The 16,439-nt window shown below is 68.0% G+C and carries 14 protein-coding genes and 1 pseudogene; 12 read left to right on the top strand and 3 right to left on the bottom strand.

Features of this window, described 5'->3' with window-relative positions; genetic code table 11:
• The first annotated feature begins 2 nt into the window (after nucleotides 1-2).
• From V6V88_RS21075 to V6V88_RS21045, 7 genes and pseudogenes are all read left to right on the top strand, one after another.
• Nucleotides 3-884, top strand: a complete 882-nt coding sequence (locus tag V6V88_RS21075; RefSeq protein ID WP_056326630.1) for an ABC transporter ATP-binding protein — start codon at nucleotides 3-5, stop codon at nucleotides 882-884.
• Between the two features lie 11 nt (nucleotides 885-895).
• A pseudogene (locus V6V88_RS21070) lies at nucleotides 896-2,098 on the top strand (FAD-dependent oxidoreductase); the annotation flags it as partial.
• 21 nt (nucleotides 2,099-2,119) lie between these two features.
• A complete protein-coding gene (locus V6V88_RS21065; protein WP_338616198.1) occupies nucleotides 2,120-4,837 on the top strand; it encodes a molybdopterin-dependent oxidoreductase in 2,718 nt (905 codons plus the stop codon).
• 108 nt (nucleotides 4,838-4,945) lie between these two features.
• The gene (locus V6V88_RS21060) at nucleotides 4,946-5,671 is read left to right on the top strand and encodes a hypothetical protein (protein ID WP_338619666.1); all 726 of its coding nucleotides are present in this window, start codon (nucleotides 4,946-4,948) and stop codon (nucleotides 5,669-5,671) included.
• An 83-nt stretch (nucleotides 5,672-5,754) separates the two neighbouring features.
• A complete protein-coding gene (locus tag V6V88_RS21055; RefSeq protein WP_056326638.1) occupies nucleotides 5,755-6,072 on the top strand; it encodes a DUF883 family protein in 318 nt (105 codons plus the stop codon).
• A 68-nt stretch (nucleotides 6,073-6,140) separates the two neighbouring features.
• On the top strand, nucleotides 6,141-6,557 hold the full coding sequence (locus V6V88_RS21050; RefSeq protein WP_056326639.1) for a phage holin family protein: 417 nt from the start codon (nucleotides 6,141-6,143) through the stop codon (nucleotides 6,555-6,557).
• 3 nt (nucleotides 6,558-6,560) lie between these two features.
• Entirely contained in the window at nucleotides 6,561-6,923 is a 363-nt protein-coding gene (locus tag V6V88_RS21045; RefSeq protein WP_056326640.1) for a hypothetical protein, read from the top strand.
• Between the two features lie 67 nt (nucleotides 6,924-6,990).
• On the opposite strand, the gene ubiD is transcribed toward V6V88_RS21045, so the two are convergent.
• Nucleotides 6,991-8,535 carry a 4-hydroxy-3-polyprenylbenzoate decarboxylase gene (gene ubiD, locus V6V88_RS21040; RefSeq protein ID WP_056326642.1) on the bottom strand — a complete coding sequence of 515 codons (1,545 nt, stop codon included), beginning with the start codon at nucleotides 8,533-8,535 and terminating at the stop codon, nucleotides 6,991-6,993.
• 81 nt (nucleotides 8,536-8,616) lie between these two features.
• Here ubiD and V6V88_RS21035 point away from each other — a divergent pair, with 81 nt between their 5' ends.
• Nucleotides 8,617-9,435, top strand: a complete 819-nt coding sequence (locus V6V88_RS21035; protein ID WP_056326644.1) for a lytic transglycosylase domain-containing protein — start codon at nucleotides 8,617-8,619, stop codon at nucleotides 9,433-9,435.
• Nucleotides 9,436-9,494: 59 nt separating this feature from the next.
• Here the strand turns inward: V6V88_RS21035 and V6V88_RS21030 are convergent, their stop codons facing one another.
• A complete protein-coding gene (locus tag V6V88_RS21030; protein ID WP_338616192.1) occupies nucleotides 9,495-10,655 on the bottom strand; it encodes a pyridoxal phosphate-dependent aminotransferase in 1,161 nt (386 codons plus the stop codon).
• Between the two features lie 43 nt (nucleotides 10,656-10,698).
• On the opposite strand from V6V88_RS21030, the gene V6V88_RS21025 reads away from it, so the two are divergent.
• The 4 genes from V6V88_RS21025 to V6V88_RS21010 all read left to right on the top strand — a co-directional run bounded on the left by V6V88_RS21025 (nucleotide 10,699) and on the right by V6V88_RS21010 (nucleotide 15,705).
• Nucleotides 10,699-11,610 (top strand): FAD-binding protein, encoded by a 912-nt coding sequence (locus V6V88_RS21025; protein ID WP_338616190.1) that lies wholly within the window; start codon nucleotides 10,699-10,701, stop codon nucleotides 11,608-11,610.
• 132 nt (nucleotides 11,611-11,742) lie between these two features.
• Nucleotides 11,743-14,031, top strand: coding sequence for an NADP-dependent malic enzyme (locus V6V88_RS21020; RefSeq protein ID WP_338616188.1), 2,289 nt, complete (start codon nucleotides 11,743-11,745; stop codon nucleotides 14,029-14,031).
• Nucleotides 14,012-15,241 carry a patatin-like phospholipase family protein gene (locus tag V6V88_RS21015; RefSeq protein ID WP_338616186.1) on the top strand — a complete coding sequence of 410 codons (1,230 nt, stop codon included), beginning with the start codon at nucleotides 14,012-14,014 and terminating at the stop codon, nucleotides 15,239-15,241. Before V6V88_RS21020 ends, V6V88_RS21015 begins: the two co-directional genes overlap by 20 nt.
• Nucleotides 15,238-15,705 carry a barstar family protein gene (locus V6V88_RS21010; RefSeq protein ID WP_056326651.1) on the top strand — a complete coding sequence of 156 codons (468 nt, stop codon included), beginning with the start codon at nucleotides 15,238-15,240 and terminating at the stop codon, nucleotides 15,703-15,705. The genes V6V88_RS21015 and V6V88_RS21010 overlap by 4 nt, the downstream gene beginning before the upstream one ends.
• A gap of 1 nt (nucleotide 15,706) precedes the next feature.
• Here the strand turns inward: V6V88_RS21010 and V6V88_RS21005 are convergent, their stop codons facing one another.
• Nucleotides 15,707-16,438 (bottom strand): 16S rRNA (uracil(1498)-N(3))-methyltransferase, encoded by a 732-nt coding sequence (locus V6V88_RS21005; RefSeq protein ID WP_338616184.1) that lies wholly within the window; start codon nucleotides 16,436-16,438, stop codon nucleotides 15,707-15,709.
• Between the last annotated feature and the right edge of the window lies 1 nt (nucleotide 16,439).

Below are 16,439 nucleotides of genomic sequence, written 5' to 3'. Positions count from 1 at the left end.
CCATGAAGAAATTCGTACGCATCGAGCGCGTGGGACAGACCTTTGACACCCGCAAGGGCGCCTTCGTGGCGCTGCGCGACATCGACCTGACGGTCGAGCAGGGCGAGTTCATCACGCTGATCGGCCACTCCGGCTGCGGCAAGTCCACCTTGCTGAACCTGATCGCCGGCCTGACCCGGCCCACGAGCGGCGTGCTGCTGTGCGCCGAACGCGAGATCACCGGCCCGGGTCCGGACCGCGCGGTGGTGTTCCAGAACCATTCGCTGCTGCCTTGGCTGACGTGTTTCCAGAACGTGCACCTGGCGGTCGAGCGGGTGTTCGGCGCCACGGAAAAGCGCGCCCAGCTGGCCGAGCGCACGCGCGCGGCCCTGGACCTGGTGGGCCTGCTGCCGGCGCAGAACAAGCTGCCGCGCGAGATCTCGGGCGGGATGAAGCAGCGCGTGGGCATCGCGCGCGCGCTGGCGATCGAGCCCGGCGTGCTGCTGATGGACGAGCCGTTCGGCGCGCTGGATGCGCTGACGCGCGCGCATCTGCAGGACGAGCTGCTCAAGATCGTGGCCAAGACCCGCACGACCACCATCATGGTCACGCACGATGTGGACGAGGCCGTGCTGCTGTCGGACCGCATCGTCATGCTGACCAATGGACCGGCCGCGACCATCGGCGAGATCCTGCCGGTGCCGCTGCCCCGGCCGCGCGACCGCGTGCGGCTGGCCAACGATCCGACGTACCTGGCGTGCCGCGCGGGCGTGGTGGACTTCCTGCATCGCCGGCACGGCAATCCCGAGCGTTCCCAGGCCGCGGTCCAGGCCAACGCGGCGCTTGCCGTCGTGCCCGCGCCGTTGCAGGAAGCCGGCGCAGCAGCGGCGCGCGCCGCCGCGTAAGGGGGGCGGTCATGCAAGCCAGGCAGAAGCTGGTCGTGGTCGGCAACGGCATGGCCGGCATCCGGACCGTGGAGGAGCTGCTCAAGCTCGCGCCCGATCTTTACGACATCACGGTGTTTGGCGCCGAGCCCCACACCAACTACAACCGCATCCTGCTGTCGCCGGTACTGACCGGCGAGCGCACGCTGCAGGACATCGTGCTGAACGACGAGGCTTGGTATGCCAGCCACGGCATCCGCCTGCGGCGCCAGTGCACGGTGACCGGCATCGATCGCGGGCGGCGGATGGTCGTGGCCGACGACGGCACGCGCACGCCGTACGACCGGCTGTTGCTGGCGACCGGATCCAAGCCTTTCATCCTGCCGGTGCCGGGTCACGACCTGGCGGGCGTGGTGGCGTTTCGCGACATTTGCGACGTCAACCTGATGATCGACGCCGCCTCGCGTTACCGCCACGCCGTGGTGATCGGGGGCGGATTGCTGGGGCTAGAGGCCGCCAACGGCCTGGCGGCGCGTGGCATGGCCGTGTCGGTGGTGCATCTGGGCGCGGCGTTGCTGGACCGCCAACTGGACCGCGAGGCCGCCGCGCTGCTGCTCGAAAACCTGGAGGCCCGCGGCCTGACGTTCCTGCTTCAGCACCAGACCGAGGCGATCCTTGGCGGGCCGGACGGGCGCGTGCGCGCGGTGCGCTTCGCGGATGGCTCCGAAGTCCCCGCCGACCTGGTGGTGATGGCGGCGGGCGTGCGGCCCAACACCGAGCTGGCGCAACGCTGCGGCCTGCATGTGGATCGCGGCGTTGTGGTCAGCGACACCTTGCAGACGTTCGACCCCCGCATCTACGCGGTGGGCGAATGCGTCAGCCATCGCGGCACGGCATACGGCCTGGTGGCCCCGCTTTTCGAGCAGGCCAAGGTCGCGGCCAATCACCTTGCGCAGCATGGCATCGGCCGATACGAAGGCAGTGTCACGTCGACCAAGCTCAAGGTCACCGGCATCGACCTGTTTTCCGCAGGCGACTTTGCGGGCGGCGCGCAGACCGAGACCATCACGCTGGCCGACATGCCGGGCGGCGTCTACAAGAAGCTGGTGATCCAGAACGACCGGCTGGTGGGCGCCTGCCTGTACGGCGATACGGCGGACAGCACCTGGTACATGCGGCTCATCCGTGAAGGAGCCGGCATCGGCGTGCTGCGCGAGCAGCTCATGCTTGGCGAAGGCGCGGCAAGGGAGTAGGCCATGGACATGCCGATGGCGCGACGGATTGAAATCGTCAGTGAGGCGGCGCATGAGGTCGCGTCCGTCTGCTGCTATTGCGGCACGGGCTGCGGGGTGCGCGTGCAGGTGCGCGGCGGCGCGGTGGCGGGCGTGCGCGGCGACGACTCGCATCCGGCGAATCGCGGGCGCCTCTGCAGCAAGGGCCTGGCGCTTGCCGACACCGTGCGGCGCGATGGCGCGCGCGTGCTGTCGGCACAGTGGCGCGAGGCCCGTGGCGAGCCGCTGCGGGATATCGGGCTGACGCACGCGCTGGACATGGCCGCAGACCGGCTGGCCGAAGCGATCGCCACGCATGGGCCGGATTCGGTGGGCTTTTACCTGTCGGGCCAGTTGCTGACGGAAGACTACGCGGTCTTCAACAAGCTGGCGCGCGCGCTGGCGGGCACCAACAACATCGACACCAATTCCCGGCTCTGCATGTCGAGCGCGGTGTCGGGCTACAAGCGCACGCTGGGCGCGGACGCGCCGCCCGCCTGCTATGAAGACCTGGAGCTGGCCGACACGGTGCTGATCGCCGGGTCCAACATGGCCTACGCGCATCCGGTGCTGTTCCGGCGGCTGGAAGCCGCACGCGCGCAGCGTCCGGACATGAAGGTGATCGTGGCCGATCCGCGCCGCACGGACACGGCCGCGTTCGCCGACCTGCATCTGCCGATTGCGCCGGGGTCGGACGTGGCGCTCTTCAATGCCATGCTGCACGTGATGCTGCGCGAAGGCTTGGCCGACGAGGACTACATCGCGCGCCATACCGAGGGCTTCGAGGCGCTGCGGGCGCGCGTGCAGACGGTCACGCCCGAGGCGGCGCAGCGCATCTGCGGCGTGCCGGCAGACGACATCGTCCAGGCCGCGCGCTGGTTCGGCAAGGCGGGCGCGGCGTTGTCGCTGTACACGATGGGCTTGAACCAGTCGGTCGCGGGCACCGACAAGAACGCGGCGCTGATTCACCTGCATCTGGCCGCTGGGCAGATCGGGCGTCCCGGCGCGGGGCCGTTTTCGCTCACCGGACAGCCCAATGCCATGGGCGGCCGAGAGGCCGGCGGCATGGCGACGCTGCTGCCGGGCCACCGTGATCCGGCGTCCGCTGCGCACCGCGCCGAGGTCGCGCGGCTGTGGGGCGTGGACAGTCTGCCCGACGCGCCGGGCGCCACGGCGCTCGATATGTTCGACGCCGTGGGGGACGGGCGCATCAAGGTCCTGTGGATCGCCGCGACCAACCCGGCTCAGTCGTTGCCCGATCAGGCGCGCGTGCAGGCCGCGTTGGCGCGCGCCGAGTTCGTGATCGTGCAGGAGGCGTATGCCGGCACCGAGACGCTGGCCCATGCCGACCTGGTGTTGCCGGCGGCGACCTGGCCCGAGAAGTCCGGCACCGTGACCAATTCCGAGCGGCGCATCAGCCGGGTCCGCGCGGCGATCGCGCCGCCGGGCGACGCGCAGCCGGACTGGCGGCTGGCGCAGTCGGTCGCCCTACGGCTGGCCGCGCGTATTGCGCCGCACAAGGCGGGTCTTTTCGCCTATCGCGATGAAAGCGAGGTCTTTGCCGAACACGCGCGCATGACGGCCGGGCGGGACCTGGACTACAGCGCGCTGGACTACGGCGCGCTGGAAGCGGGCGGACCGCAGCAGTGGCCGTATCGCGCCGGGCAGGGCACGCCGCGCCTCTATGCCGACGGCGTCTTTCCCACGGCGAGCGGCCGGGCCCGATTCTGCGACGTGTCGTGGCGGCCGACGGCCGAAGCGGTCTCGGAAGACTATCCGCTGCAGCTCACCACCGGCCGGTTGCGGGATCACTGGCACACCATGGCGCGCACCTCGCTTGCCCGGGCGCTGATCCAGCACGTCGAGGAGCCGTGGGTGTCGCTGCATCCGGACGACATGCGCCGCCTTGGCCTTGCGGCCGGCGACCTGGCCCGGCTGGACTCGCGGCGCGGCGGTCTGGTGCTGCCGGTGCAGGCGGACGACACGCTGCGGCCGGGGCACGCTTTTGTGCCGATGCACTGGGGCAGCGCCTTCATGTCCGGGTTGGGCGTGAACGCCCTGACCAATCCGGCGTCCGATCCCGTCTCGCGCCAGCCGGAGCTCAAGTTCACCGCATTGCGCGCGGAACCGGCCGGGCTTGCGTGGCAGGCCGCGGCCTGGCGGCAGGGCGACGCCGTGGCGTTGCGGGCCCGGCTTGCGCCGTGGCTGCGCCGTTTCGACTACGCCGTCGTGCTGCCGGCGGGCGCCGGGGGCGTGCGGCTGCGGCTGGCGAGCCGCGTCGCGCCGGATGCCGCCCTGCTGCATGAGCTGGCCGACGCGCTGGACCTGCGGCGCCCGGAAGTCGCGTACGACGATCCCGCGCGCGGCTGCCTGCGCCGTGTCGCGGCCGGGCAGGGCGTGTTGCGCGCCTTTTTGCTGACGGGCGACCTGCGCGCGCAGGAGGCGTTGCTGGCCTGGGCGGCAGGCGGTGAGGCGCCCGCAAGCACCGCGGCGCTGCTGATGGGACGGGTCGCAGGCGCGGCGCGCTCCCGGACGGTTTGCGTCTGCAACGGCGTAAGCGAAGCGGCCATCCTGAAGGGCATCGAGCAGGGTTGCGATCTGGCGGCGCTGAAGGACACGCTGGGCTGCGGCACCGGTTGCGGCTCGTGTGTGCCGGAGATCAGGTCGCTGATGACGCGCGCCCCGGCGGCGGCGCTTGCGTGACGACACGTTCGGACATACGCCGCGCGCGGCAACCGGTGTAGTATCAAGCCAGCCGTCCCTCAAGGCGGGGACGGCATTTTCCGTTTTCTGGAGTGGCTTGTGACGACGATGCGAAAAATGGCATCCCTGGTTCTAGCGGCCGGCGCGTTGGGCGCGGCCGCCTCGGTGCAGGCTGGCGTGTGCGACGCGCAATTCATGCACGACGGCGGCTCGGTCCAACTGACCGGCACGGGCAATCTGGCGCTGGGCGCCGACCTGACTTTTGCCGAGGTTACAAAAAGCAATGGCGACAACTGCCGCGCGCGCGTGCAGGGCCTGGCCACGTTCAGCTACGCAGGCCTGCCGCCCGGCAAATCCAAGCTCGATTACCTGATGACGGTCAAGGGCGGCCAGGCCACCTTCCTGCGCTACGCCACCGCCGGCGAAGCGCCCAAACCTTCCGAAGGCCAGTTCGACCTGCGCATGCTGGGCCTCTTTGCCTACGACGGCAAACTGGCTTCGGGCCAGAAGCTGCCCGGCTCGTCGTTTCGCCTGAAGATCGGCAAGGAAGCGCCCGTTGGCGGCCAGCCCAGCACCACGGTGCGCATCGGCGAAAAAACCGTCGGCCAGAAGACCGCGCTGACCACGGCGCTGGGCAAGCAGTCTTGCCACCCGATCACCTATACCCGCAATTCGGATCCCACCATGGCCACGTTTCAGGGCCTGACCATTCCCATTCCCGGCATGAACACGACGGTCACGGATTGGTATTGCCCGGCCGTGAATCTGGTGATGAAGCAGGACATCGATCAGGGCGGCGTGAAGTCTTCCGTTGAGATTACGCAGATCAAGTAGCACCCGGTAGCAAGCGGGCGTTTGCGCCCGCTTGGCCGCTGGTATCATCGTCTCGTCATGGACACACAACAGGAGCTCAGAAAATGGCAACGAGAAAATCCGAAGACGTCGCAAAAGAAAAACTGATCGACAGTGTCAAGACCAGCCTGAACGACGCCGAAAGCCTGCTGCGCGAAGCCGCCAGCAGCACCGGCGACAAGGCCAACGAACTGCGCGACCGCGCCCTGACGTCGCTGCGGCGCACGCGTGAGGCGCTGTACGAAGCGCAAGACGCCGTTCTCGAACGCGGCCGCAAGGCTGCCCGCGCGACGGACGACTACGTGCACGACAATCCCTGGCAAGCCATCGGGGTGGCAGGCGTGACCGGCCTGCTGCTCGGCTTGCTGATCAGCCGCCGCTGACAGGGCAGGATGTCCGGGCGGCAGGCACGGCGACACGCCGCTGCCTGCCGCCCGGCGTTCTTTCAGCCATGGGTCTAAGAAAAACTGTATTCGGTGTTGCCTCCAGCCTGGTCGGGCTGATGCGCACGCGGTTGGAGCTGCTGGCTCTTGAAGCCGCGGACGAAAAGGCGCGCCTGCTCAAGCTGCTGGGTCTGGCGTTTGCGGCCCTGCTATTTCTGACGCTGGCGGTGCTGGTGGCCACCATCACCATCGCCGTGGCGTTCTGGCCCACGGAAGACCGCTATCTGGCCCTTGGCCTGCTGGCGGGGTTCTATGGTGTTGCTGGCGTGGTGCTGCTGCTGGTGGTGCGCCACGGACTCGTCTACGGACCGGCGCCGTTTTCGGCCACGCTCGAAGAGCTGGGCCGCGATGCGGAGCTGCTGGACAGGGTGCGCGAAGCCCAAGCCGACGACGAGACGGCGGTGCGCCGGCGCGAGGGGTTCTGAGTCATGCACAAACGATCTCCCACCGTCGACCGCGCCGTGCGCATCGAACTCTTGCGCGCCCGCGCGGCAATCGAGCGCGAGTCGCTGGCGCAGAACATCGTGTCGGCCGGGCGCAGGCTGGAACCCAGCGCGCTCATCCGCGGCATGCTGCCGGGCCTGGCATCGGGCGGCGCGTCCCGCTGGGCCTTGCAGGCCATCACGCTGGCGCGGCGCTATCCCATCATCAGTTCGTCGCTGTCCGCCATGTTCATGCGTGGCGGCAAGCGGGGCAAACTGCTCAAACTTGCCGGCGGCGCGTTCGTGGGCTGGCAGATCCTGAAGGCCGTGCGCGGCATGCGCCAGGACGATGATCCGGAACGCGATTGAACTGACGCCAGCTGAAAAGACAAAGCCCCGTTGACGGGGCTTTGTTATTTGCGCGCGGTGCAGCCGGCTACAGCCCCAACTGCCCCCACATGTCGTCCACGCGCTTCTTGACGTCGGCGTCCATCGTGATGGGCGTGCCCCATTCCCGGTTGGTTTCGCCCGGCCACTTGTTGGTGGCATCCAGACCCATCTTGCCGCCCAGGCCGGACACCGGCGAGGCGAAATCCAGGTAGTCGATCGGCGTGTTCTCCACCAGCAGCGTGTCGCGCACCGGGTCCATACGGGTGGTCATCGCCCAGACCACTTCCTTCCAGTCGCGCGGGTTGATGTCTTCGTCCACGACCACGATGAACTTGGTGTACATGAACTGGCGCAGGATGCTCCACAGGCCGAACATGACGCGCTTGGCGTGGCCCGCGTACTGTTTGCGGATCGACACCACGGCCAGGCGGTAGCTGCAGCCTTCGGGCGGCAGGTAGAAGTCCACGATTTCCGGCAGCTGGCGGCGCAGCAGCGGCACGAAGACCTCGTTCAACGCCACGCCCAGCACGGCGGGCTCGTCGGGCGGCTTGCCGGTGTAGGTGGAGTGATAGATGGGATTGCGGCGCATCGTGATGCGCTCGACCGTGAAGACCGGGAACCAATCCTGCTCGTTGTAGTAACCGGTGTGGTCGCCGTACGGGCCTTCCAGCGCCATTTCGTAGCCGGTGTCGGGCGGCGGATTGACGCCTTCGGGGACGACGGGCTTGTTGGCGCGCGGGTCCGAGGAGGGCAGCAGATGGCCTTCCAGCACGATCTCGGCCCAGGCCGGCACGGACAGGTTGCTGCCCAGCGCCTGCGCGACTTCGGTGCGCGAGCCGCGCAGCAGGCCCGCGAACTGGTATTCGGACAGGCTGTCCGGCACCGGCGTGACAGCGCCCAGCGTGGTGGCCGGATCGGCGCCCAACGCCACGGCGATGGGAAAGGGCGTGCCGGGGTTGGCGATCGCGTGGTCGCGGAAATCCAGCGCGCCACCGCGATGCGACAGCCAGCGCATGATGAGCTTGTTCGGTCCCAGCAACTGCTGGCGGTAGATGCCCAGGTTCTGGCGCTTGGCGTTGGGGCCGCGCGTGATCACCAGGCCCCAGGTCAAGAGCGGCGCCACGTCGCCCGGCCAGCAGGTCTGGATGGGCAGGCGCGTCAGGTCCACGTCCTTGCCTTCCCAGACGATTTCCTGGCAGGCGGGGCTCTTGACGTTCTTGGGGCTCATGTCCCACAGCGCGGACTTCAGCATCGACACCTTGGCCAGCGCATCGCGCAAGCCCTTGGGCGCCTCGGGCTCGCGCAGCGAGGCCAGCAGCTCGCCGATGTCGCGCAGCGCGCTGACGTCGTCGGCGCCCATGCCGCGCGCCACGCGCGCGGGGGTGCCGAACAGATTGGCCAGCACCGGCATCTGCGCGGGCTGGCCGTTGTGGCGGGCGTTTTCGAACAGCAGGGCGGGGCCTTCGGCCCGCAGCACGCGGTCGGAAATCTCCGTCATTTCAAGCTGCGTCGACACCGGCGCGGCAATGCGTTTGAGCTCGCCCATCCGTTCAAGTTGGGCGATGAAGTCTCTAAGGTCGCGGTATTTCACTACAGATCCCAGCGATTTGGTTACATTTCAGGTTCAAAGAGAGGTTAACATTGACTCCCTCTTTTTTACGCAGGAGGTTTTATGCCCGATGCGTCAGTGGCCAGCCTGTTCAGGAACATGGCCCAAGGAGTGCACCAATATCTTGCCGAATCCCTGCGCATTTGCTCTGTCTATCTGGGCATTGCGGTCATTGTGACGGTGAGCATGGGATTCGCCCTGCCTGGTTTGCGCGACCAGGCATTGCAAGTGCACAAAGCCTTGTTGACCGCCCTCGCGCCTTCATCCATGCAGGCCAGCTCCGAATCCGAAGCCGGCTCCGAACTGGGTGCCGACACGTCGTCGGCAATTGCCATGGCCGTACCCGCCGCCCCCATCAGCAACGCCACCGGCATGCTGGGGCCGGCCCGACTCGCGCCGCCCGCGCCCAAGAAGACCGCTTCGGCGGCCACGGGGCCACAGGCGGAAGCACTGCGCAACTATATCTCGCGCAAATACAAGGTCGCGTATGACGCGACCGGCCCGCTGTTGAACACCGTGTACAAGGTCAGCCGCGAAAAGCAGCTTGATCCCTTGCTGGTCCTGGCCGTGATCGCCATCGAATCGCGCTACAACCCCCTGGCCGAAAGCCACGTGGGCGCGCAGGGCCTGATGCAGGTCATGACCAGCGTGCACCAGGACAAGTTCGACGCGGTCGGCAAGAACCCGCTGGACCCGGCCGCCAACATCGGCGTGGGCGCCACGATCCTGCGCGACTGCATCAACCGCCGCGGTTCCGTGGACGGCGGCCTGGCGTGTTACGTGGGATCCACCGGTCCGGACGACAACGGCTACGGGGCGAAGGTTCAGGCGGAACGCCGCCGCCTGGCGCTCGCGTCGGGCATCGCGCTGGCGCGCGACTGATCCTGCGTCCTGCTCCGGCAACAGGCGCGCCCCATTGGGGCGCGCTTTTTTTCGTCCGGTCAGCGTTGCAGCAGCACGCCCATCCGGGCCACCGCCTCTTCCAGGCGATCCAGGCCGGTGGCGTAGGAAAAACGCATGGTGTGGGCGGCGTGCGCCGGTCCGAAGTCCAGGCCCGGCACCGCGGCCACGCCGGCTTCCAGCAACAGGCGCTGCGAGAACGCGGCGCTGTCCATGCCCAGGCTGCTGATATCCGCATAGATATAGAAGGCGCCGTCCGGCCTGACCGGCACGTCGATGCCCAGGCGTTCGAATTGCGGCAGCAGGTAGTCGCGGCGCTGCTTGAAGGCCTCGCGGCGGTGTTCGAAGATCTTCAGCGCGGCGGGAGTAAAGCAGGCGAGCGCCGCGTGCTGGGCCAGCGTGGGCGCGCAGATCGCCAGGCTGGAGGCAATCTTTTCCACCGGCGCGACCATGTCGTCCGGCACGATCATCCAGCCCAGGCGCCAGCCCGTCATGTGGAAGTACTTGGAAAAGCTGTTGATGACGATGACGTCGTCGTCCAGCGTCAGGGCCGAGCGCGGCTGGCCGTCGTAGGACAGACCCAGATAGATTTCGTCGACGATGGCAAAACCGTCGCGGGCGCGCACCTGCGCCAGCAGCTCGGCCAGTTCGCCGTGGGCGATCGAGGTGCCGGTGGGATTGCTGGGCGAGGCCACCATCACGCCCTGCGTGGCCGGCGTCCAGTGGCGCGCGACGTCGTCGGCGGACAACTGGAAGCGTTTGTCGGCCGTGCTGGGAATCAGGCGGGGCACGCCGCCCGCGGCCAGCACGAAATTGCTGTTGGCAGGATAGGACGGATCGGGCATCAGGACCTCGCCGCCCGTGTTGACCAGCGCCGCGCAAGCCAGCGTCAGGGCGCCCGAGGCGCCCGCGGTGACGATGACGCGGCGCGGATCGATGGCGGCGCCGAACTGGTCGCGGTAGAACTGCGCGATGGCTTCGCGCAGCGGGGCGATCCCCGCGCCCGGACTGTAGCCGCTCAGGCCCGCGCGCGCGGCGCGGTCCAGCGCTTCCACGACCTGAGGGGGCGCGGTAAAGTCCGGTTCGCCGATGCCCAGGCTGATAATGTCTCTTCCGGCCGCCTGCAGCGCCTGCGCCTGCTTGAACAGTTCCATCACCTGGAACGTCAGGAAATCGTGAGTGCGGGTGGCAAGGCGGGGCATCGGAATCTCGAAAGCGTCATCTAGCAAAAAAGGAATTGTAGTCATGCAGCCATCCCGGCGCGCCTTCCTCCTGGGACGTCGGCCCGTCCAGACGCCGTGGGCGGCCTTCGTGCAACGCCTGGCGCTGGTGTGCCAGGGCAAGGTCCGCGATCTGGGCGAGGGCGGCGCAGACGGCACGTGCGCCGTCTTGACGCCCGTCCGCGGCGCCGACGTCGTGCAGGCCCGCAAATTGTGCGCCGAATACCGGGTGGTCCTGGAACTGGAGGGCGCGGCGGGACCGTTCGCGCCCTCGGACCGGCCTCGCCTGCGGGTCGATCCCGTGCTGCTGACCGGGTTGACGCGGCTGGCGGGCGACACGCCCCGCTGGCACGCGCAGCCGGGCGTGACCTTGGCCGAGCTGGCCAGCGCCGGCCTGCGGCAATTTGCCGGGTTGCCGGGCGACATGACGCTGGCTCAATGGGTGGCGGCGCCGGCTGCCTGGCCGGCGGGCCATTGCGCGGCCTCGGGCCTTGCGGCGGCGGACGTGCTGCTGGCCGATGGCGTCGAGGAAACGCTGGGGGCGTTTGGCGAGGCCGATGGCCAGCCCCTGCGCTCGGCCACCGTCCAGCGCCTGGTGCCCGCGCTGTTCCAGCTGGCCTCCGGCGGCGACGCGTTCGCCACCAACGACGGCTATCACTGGCTGGGCCGCTACCGGCTGGATGCGCTCAAGCCCGAGGCGCCGGCCACCGTCAATCTGGCGCAATTGCTGTTGGGCCACGGCGGCACGCTCGCCTGGTTGCAAGGTGCGGTGTTGACCGACGTGCCGCCTGGCAACGACGCTCAGGCCGCGGACTCGCCCGCTTCCCGCCCCGGGCCGGCGGCCCCCGGGCTGGCCACCGTCCGGCTGGACGGACGGGTCAAGACGTTGTTCGATCCGGACGGCTGCTTCCCGGAATTCCTGTGGCCGGAAGTCTGAAAAACGTTCAGCTTACTGTAAGATTTCGGCGCTCGACCTCAAGAAAGCGCGAGGCCCGCGTATCGCGCCGCCCGGCATGGGAATAGAATTCCTCCCTCTTTCGTGTCACACACTCTAGCCAGTAGCCGCCCTATGGATGCCAACCTTCGCAAAGCCGCCCTTGAATATCACGAGCACGGGCGCCCCGGCAAAATCTCGGTCACGCCGACCAAGCAACTGACGAACCAGCGCGATCTGGCGCTGGCGTATTCGCCCGGCGTGGCGGCGGCCTGCGAGGAAATCGTGGCCGACCCGGCCAACGTGTACCGCTACACCGCCCGCGGCAATCTGGTGGGCGTCATCACCAACGGCACCGCAGTGCTGGGCCTGGGCAACATCGGCGCGCTGGCCTCCAAGCCCGTCATGGAAGGCAAGGCCGTGCTGTTCAAGAAGTTCGCCGGCCTGGATGTCTTTGACATCGAAATCAACGAAACCGACCCGGACAAGCTGGTCGAGATCATCGCCGGCCTGGAAGCCACCTTCGGCGGCATCAACCTCGAAGACATCAAGGCGCCGGAATGCTTCACTGTCGAACGCAAGCTGCGCGAGCGCATGAACATTCCGGTCTTTCACGACGACCAGCACGGCACGGCGATCTGCGTGTCGGCAGCCTTCATCAACGGGCTGAAGGTCGTGGGCAAGGACATCAAGCAGGTCAAGGTGGTCACGTCCGGCGCGGGCGCCGCGGCACTGGCGTGCCTGGACCTGATGGTGGACCTGGGCCTGCCGCTGGAAAACATCTGGGTCACCGATATCGAAGGCGTGGTCTATGAAGGCCGCACCACGCTGATGGACCCGGACAAGGCGCGCTTTGCGCAAAAGACCGACGCCCGCAAGCTGGCCGAAGTGATCCAGGACAGCGACGTGTTCCTGGGCTTGTCGGCCGGCGGCGTGCTGAAACCGGAAATGGTGGCGGCCATGGGCCCGCGCCCGCTGATCCTGGCGCTGGCCAACCCCACGCCGGAAATCCTGCCGGAAGTGGCGCACGGCGTGCGCGACGACGTGGTGATGGCCACGGGCCGGTCGGACTATCCCAACCAGGTCAACAACGTCCTGTGCTTTCCGTACATCTTCCGCGGCGCGCTGGACGTGGGCGCCACGACCATCACGCGCGAGATGGAAATGGCGGCGGTGCATGCCATTGCCGACCTGGCCGAAGAAGAGCAGAACGAAGTCGTGGCCGCGGCCTACGGCACGTTCGACATTTCGTTCGGCCCTGAATACCTGATCCCCAAGCCGTTCGATCCGCGCCTCATCGTGCGCATCGCGCCGGCGGTGGCCAAGGCTGCGATGGAAGGCGGCGTGGCCACGCGTCCGCTGGCCGACCTGGAAGCCTACGAGGAACAGCTGCAGCAGTTCGTGTACCACTCCGGCGCGTTCATGAAGCCGCTGTTCTCGGCGGCCAAGCGCATCGTGCGCGAAGGCGGCCCCGCCCGCATCGTGTTCGCCGAAGGCGAGGACGAACGCGTGCTGCGCGCCGTGCAGGTGGTGGTGGATGAAGGCCTGGCCCGTCCGATCCTGGTGGGCCGGCCGTCGGTGCTCTTGACCCGCATCGAAAAGCTGGGCCTGCGCTTGCGCCTGGGCGAGGACGTCGAGGTCACCAACCCCGAATACGACGAGCGCTTCCACCAATACTGGACGACGTATTGGGAACGCATGTGCCGCCGCGGCATCACCAAGGAAATGGCGCGTGTGGAAATGCGCCGCCGCATGACGCTCATCGGCGCAATGATGGTGCACCTGGGCGATGCCGACGGCATGGTCTGCGGGTCCGTCGGCGCATATCACGACCACCTGCGTTTCGTGGACGAAGTGATCGGCCGCCGTCCCGGCCACAACGTGTACGCCGCCATGAACATCCTGCTGCTCAACGAGCGCACGGTGGTGCTGGTGGATACGCACGTGAACGACGAACCGACGGCCGAGCAAATCGCCGAATTCACCGTGGCGGCTGCGCGCGAGATGCGCCGCATGTACCTGGCGCCCAAGGCCGCGCTGCTGTCGCGCAGCAATTTCGGATCGGGCAGTTCGGCATCGGGCGCCAAGATGCGCCGCGCGCTGGAGCTGGTGCGCCAGATGGATCCCGACCTGGAAATCGACGGCGAGATGCACGGCGACTGCGCGCTGGACGAGGCGCTGCGCATGCGCATCTTGCCGTCCTCCACGCTCAAGGGCGAAGCCAACCTGCTGGTGTGCCCGAACGTGGACTCGGGCAACATCGCCTACAACCTGCTCAAGACGGCCGCGGGCGGCAACGTGGCGGTGGGACCGTTCCTGCTGGGCGCCAACGCGCCCGTGCACATCCTGACCTCCAGCTCCACCGTGCGCCGCATCGTCAACATGACCGCGATGACGGTGGTCGATGTCAATACACCGCGTTGAAGTCAAGCCGGCCGGCGGGTCGTGCCCGCGCACGCCCATCGGCCTGGTCCTGACGGGCGGCGGCGCACGCGCCGCGTACCAGGTGGGGGTGCTCAGCGCCATCATGGAGCTGCTGGACCCCGACTGGCACTCCCGTTTTCAGAACCCCTTCGACATCATCTGCGGCACCTCGGCCGGCGCGATCAACGCCGCGGCGCTGGCCTGCCGCGCCGATCGGCCGCATCTGGGCGTGCGGCGCATCCGCCGCCTGTGGTCGTCGCTGAACACCGACATGATCTACCGGGCCGACGCGCCGGGCCTCATCCGCACCGGCGTGCGATGGCTGGGCCTCTTGTCGCTGGGCTGGATGTATTCGGGCCTGACGCGCAAGCGTCCGCATTCGCTGCTGGACAATGCCCCCATGCAAGGGCTGCTGGAGCGGGTGCTCGACTTTCAGAACCTGCGCGCCAACCTGGAAGGCGGATCGCTGTCCGCGCTGGCCATCACCGCGTCGGGCTACACCAGCGGCGAGCACCTGACGTTCTATCAGGCGCACACTCCCATCGAACCCTGGCACCGCTACCTGCGGCTGGCGATCCCCACGCCCATCGGCATCGAGCACCTGATGGCGTCGTCGGCCATTCCCTTCGTCTTTCCGGCGCGTCAGGTGCAGGTGCATGGCAAGGGCGAATGGTGCGGCGACGGCTCGATGCGCCAGCTGGCGCCGATCAGTCCGGCGATCCACCTGGGTGCGCACCGTGTGCTGGTGATTGGCACCGGCTACCGCGACGACACTCATCCCGAAAATCGCGAGGATTCGCCCCCGTATCCGTCGCTGGCGCAGGTGGGCGGACATGCGTTGTCCAGCATCTTCCTCGACGGCCTGTCGGCGGATGTCGAGCGCCTGGAACGCATCAACTACCTGATGGACCACGCGGACCCGAAGGGCGTGCCGCCCGCCGTGCGCCGCATCGAGGTGCTGACCATCACCCCCAGCCAGTCGCTGGATCTGATGGCGCTTGAGCATTTGCACGACATGCCGGCACAGGCGCGTGCGCTTTTCCGCGTACTCGGTGTATCGTCCGATCCACAGCGTCCGGGGGGAGGGGCGCTGATGTCCTACCTGCTGTTTGAAGCCGGCTACACCAAGCGATTGATCGAACTGGGTTATGCCGATACGATGCGACGTAACGACGAAGTGATCGCCTTTTTCAGGGAGGCTCAGGCATGACGCGCAATGGCCAATCGAGTTTGCAGCGGCAGCTGATGCGCGGCGGAGCGCTGGCTCACGACGGGCTGGACAAGAAGGCCGTGGTGGACGCCGCGCATGAGCTTGGCCTGTCCTTGTTTGTTGCCAATTGCGACCCCTGCCGCAGCCGCTCGGCGGTCTTGCGCGCCATCGTCAAGGCGGTGGATTTCCCCGAATATTTCGGCGGCAACCTGGACGCGCTCTACGATTGCCTGTGCGACACGGTGCTGGACCACAAATCCGGCGTGGTGCTGTGGCTGTATCGCCTGCATTCCGGCGACCCGGCCTTGGCGGAAGACGCCGGCCGCATCGAAACCGTCTGCTCCGACGCGGCGGATTTCGCGCACGAAAACGGCCGCGTGTTTGCGTATGTGATCGAGCACGCCGGCAAGCATCCCGACCCCGAACCCGGCGTGGCCGCGGCGCCCTACGGCGAAAACGACTGACCTACCAACCGCGCAGGGCGCTGACCGCCGACAGAAGCGCCAGACCGGCCGTCTCGGTGCGCAGCACCCGGGGGCCGAAGCGCACGGCGCGCACGCCGGCCTTGCGGGCCGCGTCCAGTTCCTTGTCCGACCAGCCGCCTTCCGGGCCGACCAGCAGGGTGATGGACGTCTGATCCGATGCGCCTTGCAGCGCGGTGGCCAGGTCGTCGGCGGCTTCCGGGTGGCACAGCACGCGTAATCCCTCTGCGGGTTGGGCCAGCCAGTCTTGCAGCGACTGCGGCGCATCAACGGCCATCAGACGGTTGCGGCCGCATTGTTCGGCGGCCGATTGCGCGATGCGCTGCCAGTGCCCGACACGCTTTTCCAGCCTCGCGCCCGACAACTGCAGCACGCTGCGCTGCGCCGCGATCGGGCTGACCCGGGCAGCGCCCAGTTCCACGGCCTTTTCCACCACCCAATCCATCTTGTCGCCCGAGGGCAGACCCTGGGCCAGCGTGATGCGTCCGCCCAGTTCGGCTTCGCGCGGGTTGAAGTCGCCCAGCTGGGCAAAGCCGGCCTTGCCCTCGACTTCCAGCACCGCGGGGTATTCGCCACCCTGGCCATTGAACAGCGTGACGGTTTCGCCGGCGCGCAGGCGCAGCACGCGCAGCGCGTGATGGGCAAGCGCTTCCGGCAGGGCGATGCGGGCGCCGGCGGCCAGCGGGGCGTCGCAGTAGAAACGGGGGGCGGGCATG

The sequence above is a fragment of the Achromobacter sp. E1 genome (assembly GCF_037039475.1).
GTDB lineage: Bacteria > Pseudomonadota > Gammaproteobacteria > Burkholderiales > Burkholderiaceae_B > Achromobacter > Achromobacter mucicolens.
This window is presented reverse-complemented; position numbering and strand designations above follow the sequence as displayed.

Coding starts and splice junctions, on each gene's coding strand:
- V6V88_RS21025 (WP_338616190.1), top strand. CDS start 10,699: ATGCAGCCATCCCGGCGCGCCTTCCTCCTGGGACGTCGGCCCGTCCAG.
- V6V88_RS21055 (WP_056326638.1), top strand. CDS start 5,755: ATGGCAACGAGAAAATCCGAAGACGTCGCAAAAGAAAAACTGATCGAC.
- V6V88_RS21020 (WP_338616188.1), top strand. CDS start 11,743: ATGGATGCCAACCTTCGCAAAGCCGCCCTTGAATATCACGAGCACGGG.
- V6V88_RS21015 (WP_338616186.1), top strand. CDS start 14,012: ATGTCAATACACCGCGTTGAAGTCAAGCCGGCCGGCGGGTCGTGCCCG.
- V6V88_RS21005 (WP_338616184.1), bottom strand. CDS start 16,438: ATGCCCGCCCCCCGTTTCTACTGCGACGCCCCGCTGGCCGCCGGCGCC.
- V6V88_RS21050 (WP_056326639.1), top strand. CDS start 6,141: ATGGGTCTAAGAAAAACTGTATTCGGTGTTGCCTCCAGCCTGGTCGGG.
- V6V88_RS21030 (WP_338616192.1), bottom strand. CDS start 10,655: ATGCCCCGCCTTGCCACCCGCACTCACGATTTCCTGACGTTCCAGGTG.
- V6V88_RS21035 (WP_056326644.1), top strand. CDS start 8,617: ATGCCCGATGCGTCAGTGGCCAGCCTGTTCAGGAACATGGCCCAAGGA.
- V6V88_RS21065 (WP_338616198.1), top strand. CDS start 2,120: ATGGACATGCCGATGGCGCGACGGATTGAAATCGTCAGTGAGGCGGCG.
- V6V88_RS21010 (WP_056326651.1), top strand. CDS start 15,238: ATGACGCGCAATGGCCAATCGAGTTTGCAGCGGCAGCTGATGCGCGGC.
- V6V88_RS21075 (WP_056326630.1), top strand. CDS start 3: ATGAAGAAATTCGTACGCATCGAGCGCGTGGGACAGACCTTTGACACC.
- V6V88_RS21045 (WP_056326640.1), top strand. CDS start 6,561: ATGCACAAACGATCTCCCACCGTCGACCGCGCCGTGCGCATCGAACTC.
- V6V88_RS21060 (WP_338619666.1), top strand. CDS start 4,946: ATGCGAAAAATGGCATCCCTGGTTCTAGCGGCCGGCGCGTTGGGCGCG.